Annotated in this window: 6 protein-coding genes; 5 read left to right on the top strand and 1 reads right to left on the bottom strand. The window is 54.2% G+C overall.

Annotated features, from left to right (window positions below):
- The first annotated feature begins 71 nt into the window (after nt 1–71).
- The 4 genes from RMO15_RS10165 (at nt 72) to RMO15_RS10150 (ending at nt 3,766) form a co-directional block, all read left to right on the top strand.
- On the top strand, nt 72–665 hold the full coding sequence (locus RMO15_RS10165) for a hypothetical protein (RefSeq protein WP_309711498.1): 594 nt from the start codon (nt 72–74) through the stop codon (nt 663–665).
- Nucleotides 662–1,807 (top strand): undecaprenyldiphospho-muramoylpentapeptide beta-N-acetylglucosaminyltransferase, encoded by a 1,146-nt coding sequence (gene murG, locus RMO15_RS10160; RefSeq protein ID WP_309711496.1) that lies wholly within the window; start codon nt 662–664, stop codon nt 1,805–1,807. Before RMO15_RS10165 ends, murG begins: the two co-directional genes overlap by 4 nt.
- Nucleotides 1,808–1,819: 12 nt before the next feature.
- Nucleotides 1,820–2,197 (top strand): hypothetical protein, encoded by a 378-nt coding sequence (locus tag RMO15_RS10155; protein ID WP_309711494.1) that lies wholly within the window; start codon nt 1,820–1,822, stop codon nt 2,195–2,197.
- Nucleotides 2,198–2,263: 66 nt separating this feature from the next.
- A complete protein-coding gene (locus RMO15_RS10150) occupies nt 2,264–3,766 on the top strand; it encodes a hypothetical protein (RefSeq protein ID WP_309711492.1) in 1,503 nt (500 codons plus the stop codon).
- Nucleotides 3,767–3,769: 3 nt separating this feature from the next.
- Here the strand turns inward: RMO15_RS10150 and RMO15_RS10145 are convergent, their stop codons facing one another.
- Nucleotides 3,770–4,453 carry a SinI family restriction endonuclease gene (locus RMO15_RS10145; protein ID WP_309711491.1) on the bottom strand — a complete coding sequence of 228 codons (684 nt, stop codon included), beginning with the start codon at nt 4,451–4,453 and terminating at the stop codon, nt 3,770–3,772.
- 43 nt (nt 4,454–4,496) lie between these two features.
- Here RMO15_RS10145 and RMO15_RS10140 point away from each other — a divergent pair.
- On the top strand, nt 4,497–5,132 hold a 636-nt coding region (locus RMO15_RS10140), incomplete at its 3' end, for a DNA cytosine methyltransferase (protein WP_309711489.1).

Raw genomic sequence — 5,132 nt, 5'->3', positions numbered from 1 at the left:
CCCCCAACTCCTTCAACCAAAATGAGTCACACCCAAATCTTATCCCATAGGCGCGTGGTATCATGGCGAGCGTGATAGGGCAGGAAGTAGACGGTGTATATGAGAAGCGGTGGACTCTTTTCAGGGTTCGACCGGGCGATCTCATGCAGCTTTTACAGCTCATGTCGCGCCACGATGTCAACTTGAAAGCCGAGCCACTCCCCCCCGATGTTCGTGTCGTGGATGCCTGCTACGACAGCGAAACTGAACAGTGTTTAGTGGTTCTTGAGAGCGCTTTTTACTCACCAGCGCAGGTGAGGCTCTCACGGGGTAACTGGAGTGGTGGCTGGGATGAGCTGGTCTTTGCACTAGAGGAGGATGCTTTGCCTCCCGTACGTCCTCGGCACCTTGCAGGCGATGTTCGCTGGGAAGCCTACTTTATCCCCCCTGAGCGTATCGTCCAGCTCCTCCAGACCATCTCCAGCGGCGAGAACTATAACTTGCCGCCCATGCCACCTGACACTCAGCTCATGGACGCGTTCTACGATTCCGAGCGCCGTGCCTTTGTCTTGTTTTTAGAGAGCAGTTTTTTCGAACTCTCTGATGTTGAGGGAAAAGGCAGCGATATTCGAGTGGGTATGCCCGAGCGTCACTTGAACCTGACGCGGGAAGAAAAGACATCTTGAGAGTTTTAGTAACCGGTGGAGGAACCGGCGGACACGTGAGCCCCGCGCTGGCCGTGATCCAGGTTCTTCGTAAACGCGATCAGACGATTGTGATTCGCTATGTCGGCAGTGAGGCGGGCATTGAGGCAAAGCTGGCGCGAGAAGCCGGATTGGAGTTTGTCGCGGTGGCCAGTGGGAAGCTACGGCGCTCCTCGAAAGGCCCGCTTGGGCTGCTCACGGCGGCTAACCTGCGCGATGCGCTCAAAGTGCCGCAGGGATTTTTCCAGGCACTCAAGGCTGTTAAAGAGTTCAAGCCCGATGTGGTCTTCGCCACGGGGGGCTATGTCTCCGTTCCCGCCGTGCTCGCCGCTGCCATGCTCCGCATTCCCATTATTACCCATGAGCAGACGGTTACGGTCGGGCTGGCCAACAAGATCAACGGGCGCTACGCCAAGCGTATTGCCCTGAGCTTTGAAGGGGCGCTCGACGAGCTACCGCCGGGGCTCCGCAAGAAAGCCTTTGTCACCGGCAACCCGGTGCGCGAGGCGATCTTCGCGGGACGCACGGAGAGCGCCGTGAGCCGCTTTGGCTTCGATCCCACCGATGAGTGCCTGCCCTGTATCTACGTGACCGGTGGGGCACAGGGCTCCCAGATTCTTAACAATGCGGTCAAAGAGGCGCTGCCCGAGCTTCTTAAGCAAGCGCGGGTGCTCCATCAGTGCGGTGAAAAAGACGCCGAGTCGCTTCTTGCCTACCACACAACCCTCACGCCGCAGCAGCAGCGCCGCTGGACTGTCCGCCCCTTTATTCAGACCGATGAGATTGGAGATGCCTACGCCCTAGCCAATCTTCTGGTCTGCCGCTCGGGTGCGGGCACGGTCACCGAAGTCTGTGCTCTGGGCAAGCCTGCCGTCTTTGTTCCGCTTGTCCCCACCAGTGGCGATGAGCAGACCCGTAATGCCCAGCGCTTAGTCGCGGGGGGGGCGGCGGTCATTGTCAAGCAGAGCGAGTGCTCCGGTACCACTTTACTTGCTACCATCCTACCCCTGCTGGACGACCGCTCGCAGCGTGCGGGGATGGGTGGGAAAGCCAAGAAACTTGCCACCCCCCGCGCCGCTGAAGAGCTCGCCGACGCGATCTTGGGGCTTGGAAATCCCTCATAGGTAGTTTTGATTATGGAAAAGAAGTTTCAACACCAAAGTGGGAAAATCCGTATATACTCTATTCCCTTTATGAGCTGTCCATTATCTTGTGATGAGAAAATACTACGCTCTGAAAAATATTTATTGGAAACAGATTTGTCGATTTTTACAGATACTTCTGTTGAGGCTCTCAATAAGCCTGTTGCGAAAGCAAAAATAGATATGCGGGATCTTAGAATGATTATTGATTTTGAGAAAGGTGATCCATTATATATGGATGCATTTGGCGTTATTAAATTCAAAGGGCGTAGTTACTATACTTTTCCTTGGTTGTTTGTGTATTTTTTATCAGTAATAACTTATCATGTTGAGAATGAAAAAGGTGTTGATCCTGTTTATATTCGTTTGTGAATAAATTTTTTATATGTAATTTGTTTATCTTGAACAATCTCATAAGTAAAAACGTCTGGAGGTCTTGTGCAACTCTTCGCTCTTTTTCTTCTCGTGGGTCTAGGACAGACCAAGCCTGCGCCCCCGCCTCTCGTCACGATGCCTGCGACGCCGAAGCTGCCGACGCGGATTGCGTTTGCTGAGGAGCTGGCTGGCCGCCGTGCCTACTGGGCCGCCCGTGATGCTAGCCATGCTGCGCCCGGCTACAGTTTTCAGTGCACTCTGAGCACGTTGCAAAGCAGTCGGGGACGCGTCTCGCCTGGCCAGCTCACGACGGAGACACTCTACGCCGCGCCGGGAGGGAAGCTCGCGGTGAGCTACGAGTACGGGCTTGTCGGCCAGCGCACGATTCGTCGGGCGGTCTGCGATGGCGAGTCGCTCCTGGCGGTGCGCTTCGATGAGCGGGGAAGTGCAAAGCAGCCCAAGGTCACTCGTGAGTTCTCCCGTCTCTACTTAACCCAGGGGCTTCGGCTGGATCGCGCCTTGCAGTCTGCCCGACTCGATCCCTTAGGAACGAGCCTAGGCGCACAGATCACCCTGGAGCCGCCCCGCGCGATGCAGAGCCGCCTTTGGAAAGACACCGATGGGAGTGTTCTGGAGACGGACACGCTTATCCCTCGTGCAGGCCGTCCGGTTCGAATCCGTCGCTATCGCTTTACTACAAGCCACGCCCTCAGCGCCGCGGAAGAGTGGGAGACCCGCGAGGGACGTGTCACCTACCGTAAAGAGACCTATCGGCCCGCGCCAAAAGCGGCTGCCCCGTTCGACCAAGCCCTCCCGGATAACTACACCGAGGTGCCCCTCAAAGTGCCTGAGCGCCGGGATGAGCCTCAGCCCACCCAGGTAGACCCAGCGGCTCTAGCACTCTTGGAGAAGTGGGAGAGTGCTCACCAGCGCTACTTCACGCTCCACGCCGCCGCCACGGTCACCACCGAGCAGCTGAAACGTGCGGACAACTCCCGTGATCCTCGTGGCGGGGGACGCGGTGGCTACAACGGCACCTATGACCTCTGGCTCCAGCGTCCCGGCAGTGCGCTTATTGAGATCAAGGGCCGCGATAGTTTTCCCGTCAGCCAGACGATCAAGGCCAATGGGGTTGAGATCGTGGTAACCGAGAGCGATGGCAAGAAGCGCACGGTCGCACTTCGCGAGGGCGTTCGCCTGGATCTGAGCCTGCGCCAAGCCACTCTCCGCAACGCACTGGAACCACTTCAGGGACTTTTGGAAGGCCCACCTAGCCTCGCGGGCTATGACACGGTGCGCCTGCTCCAGCCCCTCGTGCTGCCTGACGGGACATCGCTGCAAGGAGTCGAGCTGGTACGAACCACCAAGACAGATAGTGCCCGAGGCCGTCCGACAACCACCGAAAATAGTGACCGGATCTGGCTGGGAGGCGATGGCCTACCACGTCGTATCGAGACTAGCCGCAAGATTGATATCGAAGGTGCCTTCACCCGCGACCTTCCCCCAATCACGATCTTGACCGTCCAGCTTAAAAACGTCACCACAGACAAAGAACCACCGCTTTAGATTTTATCCTTTAGCAGTGAGTCGAATGAATGCGTAGAAATCATCCTCGCTTAGGATAACACCTGTTTTGGTTTGTAAGTCCTCCCAGTTCGTCTGTCCGTTTGCGGCATTGATCCTGTACCATTTCTGAATATTTGTGCCGATCCGAATCGCTGATGAGGAACTGTTTTCTGAGTTGCTACGATTTTTCACTTGGAGAAGGCTAGGTGGTGAACCAGGTTTGAAAAAGTCAACGGCACGTAGTGTTTCGCCACATGCCCAGATCCATCCTGATTTATCCAGACGACTAGCAATGTATCTTTCCAGCAGGCTACCAATAAGATTTTCTGCGGCCATTGATAAACGATGATATTCTTTCATCTTATCTAAATCGTTTGATGGAACGTTTGCAAAGGAATGTAGAACTTCATCCACTGCTGGATCGGGGAGGGTGGCCACATTTTTGAACTGGATAGTACTCTCCCGTTCCATGAAGAACTTCTGAGTGTACTTTGTCAGATAGGATTCGATCTCCGCTTTTTCTGTCAGGAAATTAATATCCAGCTTGCCTTTCTTGGGAAAAAGTGCGGGCTCAGCGAAACACAAAAGGAGAAGATTTTCGAGATCTGAGGGCCAATTGAAACCTTGGTTTTGGCAGCTATTTTTAGCAATCTCTATGAGATTCTCTGCCGTGACAGCGAGGGGCATAGCAAGTATAATACAGCAAAAGAGGCAGGGCGTTTTTAAGAGTATGGGGCAGCATAAATTTCTTGGATTTTTCAGTGGGGCGCTTGGGCTGGATTCTGGACTTGAGTCGGCAGGTTTGGAGTCTGTGGCAGTCAATGAGTTCGATCCAAAGGCTTGCCAAACCATTCGACAGAATCGTCCTAAACTCTCTCTCTACGATGGAGATATTCGTGATTTAACAGCAGATCAGTTGATGCGTGAGCAGAAGATTGAACCTGAAGAGCTTTTTGCTATTGTGGGAGGGCCTCCCTGTCAAGCATTTTCTACGGCGGGAAAACGACTCGGTCTCAATGATGAGCGTGGGAATGTGTTTCTGCACTTTATTGATTTGATTGGTAAACTCCGGCCCAAATATATTGTGATTGAGAATGTCCGAGGGATACTCTCAACACCAATGCAGCATCGCCCGCATAGTGAGCGAGATTATAGTGGCACTTCGCCACTGGAAGACGAGAAACCTGGTGGGGCGCTTCGCTATATTTTGGCACACTTGCGAGATGCTGGTTATGAAGTCAGTTTCGAGTTGTATAACACGGCTAACTTTGGCGTGCCACAGATTCGCGAGCGTGTGGTGATGTTAGGGGCAAGGGATGGTAGTACAATTCCCTATCTTGTCCCTACTCACGACGAAGAGGCGCGG

The sequence above is a fragment of the Armatimonas sp. genome (genome assembly GCF_031410135.1).
Taxonomy (GTDB): Bacteria; Armatimonadota; Armatimonadia; order Armatimonadales; family Armatimonadaceae; genus Armatimonas.
Note: the sequence above shows the minus strand (reverse complement) of the source record. Positions and strands in the feature narration are given on the sequence as shown.